This is a genomic window from Rhabdothermincola sp., assembly GCF_036846205.1.
Lineage (GTDB): Bacteria > Actinomycetota > Acidimicrobiia > Acidimicrobiales > Acidimicrobilacustridaceae > Rhabdothermincola.
Genome location: NZ_DAIUCK010000157.1, coordinates 1 through 4,206, shown reverse-complemented (window position 1 = coordinate 4,206; position 4,206 = coordinate 1). Strand labels below are relative to the sequence as shown.

The following is a 4,206-nucleotide window of genomic DNA, read 5'->3' as shown; positions in this document are numbered from 1 at the left end:
GGGCACCAGCGGGGTGGGCCGGTCGATCGTGTGGTCGTACAGCGACGGCCGGTCCTGGCGGGCGATCTCGATGACGTCGGCCAGGCCCTCGGTGGTCACCAGCGCCACCACGGCGCCGCGCCGCTCGAGCAGGGCGTTGGTGGCGACGGTGGTGCCATGCGCCAGCACGTGGACCGGGCCGGCGGCCAGGGTGGCGATGCCCTGGCGCACGGCCCGACCCGGGTCGTCGGGGGTGGAGGGCACCTTGAGCACCCGGCCGTCGTCGGTGACCAGGTCGGTGAAGGTGCCGCCGGTGTCGCTGGCCAGACGCATCCCCAGACGCATCCCGAGAGGCATCAGGGCTCCGGGTCGGGTGCGGGTGGTTCGAGGATCCACACGTCCTCGCCGAGATGATCGGTGAGCGAGCGGTGGAGGCGACCGAGGCTCTCGTCGCGGCGATCCCACACCAGCACCGCTTCGGCCGCGTGCCGGGCCAGCCACGCGTCCCGGCGGGCCAGTGCGGCGCCGGCCTGCTGCTTGGAGCGTGGTTCCTTGCGTTCCAGGGTGATCACGTCGATGGCGTCGTCGAGCAGGTCACGGAACTGGTGCTGGGACTCGTCGGGCCACACCTTCTCGGGATGCGGGTACGGCAGCACCACCAGGTACGGCACACCCGCCTCCCGGGCAGCCTGCGCGCCGAGCATCTCGGCGCCGAGCCGCAACCCCGTCACCACCACCAGGTCGGCGAACAGCTCGTGCTTGGCCCGGAGGATCTGCACCAGCTTGCGGCGCACCTCGGCGGCCACCGGGTTGTCCCCGTAGCCGCCGAGCTCGGGGGGACGGTGACCGAACACCACCAGGGGATGGCCGGGCAGCGGCGCGTCGGCCAGCGCCGCCGGCTGGGGTCGCCCCACCCGGTCGGCCGGTCCCAGCTCGGGTGGCGCTCCAATGCCGGACCGCCCCCGCTGCTCGAGCGCGGCTTCGACCGCCAAGCGGTCCACCAGCTCGTTCATCGGGTCACCGCCGTGGCCCTTGACCCAGCGGAAGGTGACGTCCCCGCGGGCGCGCACCAGCTCGACCAGTGGCTCCCACAGGTCGCGGTTGGCGACCGGCTTGCGCTGGCTGTTTTTCCAGCCCCGTTCGAGCCATCCCTCCCACCAGCGGTCGCGGAAGCAGTTCACGACGTAGGTGGAGTCGCTCACCACCTCCAGCCGGCCGGGGTTGGCCCGCACGGCTTCGAGCGCGGCGGTGATCTCCATGCGCTGGTTCGTGGTCCGCGGCTCCGCCCCGGACGCGTACGGGCCGGCCGGCACGGCCCACGCCCACCCGCCGGGCCCCGGGTTCCCGCTGCACGCGCCGTCGGTGTACACGACGGTGCTCATCGTCGGCGCTCCGAGCTCACGCCCGCATCCTCGCACGTGACCGGCCTGCCCCTCCGACGGATCTACCGGCCGGTAACCGGCGCCGAGCGGGCATCATCGATGGTGATGATCATCGACCAGTTCGTCCATCAGCTCCCCGACACCGACCCCGGCGAGACGCAGGAGTGGCTCGAGTCTCTCGACGCGGTGATCGACGCCAAGGGCAAGACCCGGGCCCGCTACCTGGTCTCCAAGCTCACCGAGCGCGCCCGCGAGCGCCAGATCGGCACCCCGGCGGAGGTCAACACCCCCTACATCAACACCATCCCCACCGCCGAGCAGCCCTGGTTCCCCGGCGACGAAGCCCTCGAGAAGCGCATCCGGGCGTTCATCCGCTGGAACGCGGCGGTCATGGTCGTCTACGCGAACAAGCGGGCCGACGGCATCGGTGGCCACCTGTCGACCTTCGCCTCGTCCGCGTCGCTGTACGAGGTCGGGTTCAACTGGTTCTTCCGGGGCAAGGAGGACGGACTCCCAGGCGACCACGTCTACTTCCAGGGCCACGCCGCTCCTGGGATCTACGCGCGGGCGTATCTCGAGGGGCGACTCGACGAGGCTCACCTCGAGAACTTCCGTCGCGAGCTCTCCGGTGAGGGCCCGGGTCTCTCGTCGTACCCCCACCCCTGGTTGATGCCCGACTTCTGGGAGTTCCCGACCGTGTCGATGGGACTCGGGCCGATCAACTCCATCTACCACGCCCGGTTCAACCGCTACCTCCAGCACCGCCAGATCGACGACACCAGCGAGTCGAGGGTGTGGTGCTTCCTCGGCGACGGCGAGTGCGACGAGCCCGAGACACTGGGCTCCATCTCACTCGCGGGGCGGGAGCGTCTCGACAACCTGATCTGGGTGGTCAACTGCAACCTGCAGCGCCTCGACGGGCCGGTGCGGGGCAACGGCAAGATCATCCAGGAGCTCGAGGCGGTGTTCCGTGGGTCGGGCTGGAACGTCATCAAGGTCATCTGGGGCACCGCCTGGGACGAGCTACTCGAGCGCGACACCGACGGCTTGCTGCTACACAAGATGAACACCACCGTCGACGGTGACTTCCAGCGCTACGCGGTGAGCGACGGCGCCCACATCCGCGAGCACTTCTTCGGCCCCGACCCCCGGCTGCGCCAGATGGTGGAGCACCTGAGCGACGACGAGCTGCGTGCCCTGCCCCGGGGCGGTCACGACTACCGCAAGCTCTACGCGGCGTACAAGGCGGCCACCGAGCAGCGGGGCGCGCCGACGGTGATCCTGGCCAAGACGGTGAAGGGCTGGGCGCTCGGCTCCGAGGTCGAGGGCCGCAACGCCACCCACCAGATCAAGAAGATGACCACCGAGCAGCTCCGCGAGCTGCGCGACCGGCTGCGGCTCGACGACGTCATCCCCGATGAGGCGCTCGACGGCGACCGCCCGCCCTACTACCGCCCACCGGAAGGCTCCGTCGAGCACACCTACCTGATGGAGCGGCGCCGGGCGCTCGACGGGCCGCTGCCGGCTCGGGTGGTGACGATCCGCCGACCGCTCGAGCTCCCACCGGACAGCGCGTTCGCGGAGCTCGCGGCCGGGTCGGGAGGGCAGAAGGTCTCGACCACCATGGCCTTCACCCGCCTGATCCGGAACCTGGCTCGAACCGAGCACTTCGGGCCCCGGGTGGTGCCCATCATCCCCGACGAGGCCCGCACCTTCGGGATGGACGCGCTGTTCCGGGAGCTCAAGATCTACGCCGCGCAGGGCCAGCTCTACGAGCCGGTCGACGCCAAGCTCCTGCTGTCGTACTCCGAGGACCAGCGGGGCCAGATCCTGGAGGAGGGGATCACCGAAGCGGGTTCGATGGCGAGCTTCACCGCGGCGGGCACGGCCTATGCGACCCGCGGGGTGCCGATGGTGCCGTTCTTCGTCTTCTACTCGATGTTCGGCTTCCAGCGGGTGGGCGACCTCATCTGGGCCGCCGCCGACGCCCAGGCCAAAGGGTTCCTCCTGGGGGCCACCGCCGGGCGCACCACGCTGCTCGGCGAGGGTCTCCAGCACCAGGACGGACACAGCCACGTGCTGGCGTCCACCGTGCCCACCTGCCAGGCCTACGACCCCGCGTTCGCCTACGAGATGGGCGCCATCATCCGGGACGGGCTGCACCGCATGTACGGCGGTCCGGGCGGCACCGGCGAGGCGATCTTCTACTACCTCACCCTCTACAACGAGAACTACGAGATGCCGCCACAGCCGGAGGCGGTGAGCGACGAGGAGATCTGCTCGGGGATCTACCGCTTCGCGGGCGCGCCGGAGGGCACGGAACCGGCAGCGACGATCCTGTTCTCGGGTACCGCGCACCTCGCCGCTCGCGACGCGCAGGCCCAGCTCGCCGAGCAGCACGGGATCGGCGTCGAGCTGTGGAGCGTCACGTCGTGGAAACGGCTGCGGGAGGAGGCACTCTCGGTCGAGCGCTGGAACCGGCTCCATCCCACCGAGCCGCCCAGGACGCCACTGGTGACCGAACGCCTGGCCGCCAGCACCGGCCCCATCGTCGCGGTCACCGATTTCATGAAGGCCGTCCCTGACCAGATCGCCCGCTTCGTCCCCGCCGGTCGCACGTTCGTCCCGCTCGGCACCGACGGCTTCGGGCGCAGCGACACCCGCCAGGCGCTGCGCCGGTTCTTCGAGACCGACGCCGCCCACGTCGAGGTGGCGGTGCTCGGCGCGATGGCCCGCGACGGTGCCGTCGATCCCTCCGTCGCGGCGAAGGCCATCGACCGTCTGGGCATCGATCCCGACCTCCCCGATCCCCGTACCCGCTGACGCACGCCGGGCCCGCCGCACC

3 protein-coding genes are annotated in these 4,206 nt (G+C 70.9%); 1 reads left to right on the top strand and 2 read right to left on the bottom strand.

What is annotated here, in order from left to right:
- The coding region (locus V7004_RS15310; RefSeq protein WP_334145082.1) for a hydantoinase/oxoprolinase N-terminal domain-containing protein at positions 1-312 on the bottom strand (312 nt) is incomplete at its 3' end.
- A 23-nt stretch (positions 313-335) separates the two neighbouring features.
- Positions 336-1,361 carry an SLOG family protein gene (locus tag V7004_RS15305; protein WP_334145081.1) on the bottom strand — a complete coding sequence of 342 codons (1,026 nt, stop codon included), beginning with the start codon at positions 1,359-1,361 and terminating at the stop codon, positions 336-338.
- 105 nt (positions 1,362-1,466) lie between these two features.
- Here V7004_RS15305 and aceE point away from each other — a divergent pair, with 105 nt between their 5' ends.
- Positions 1,467-4,184 (top strand): pyruvate dehydrogenase (acetyl-transferring), homodimeric type, encoded by a 2,718-nt coding sequence (aceE, locus tag V7004_RS15300; protein ID WP_334145084.1) that lies wholly within the window; start codon positions 1,467-1,469, stop codon positions 4,182-4,184.
- Positions 4,185-4,206: the final 22 nt, after the last annotated feature.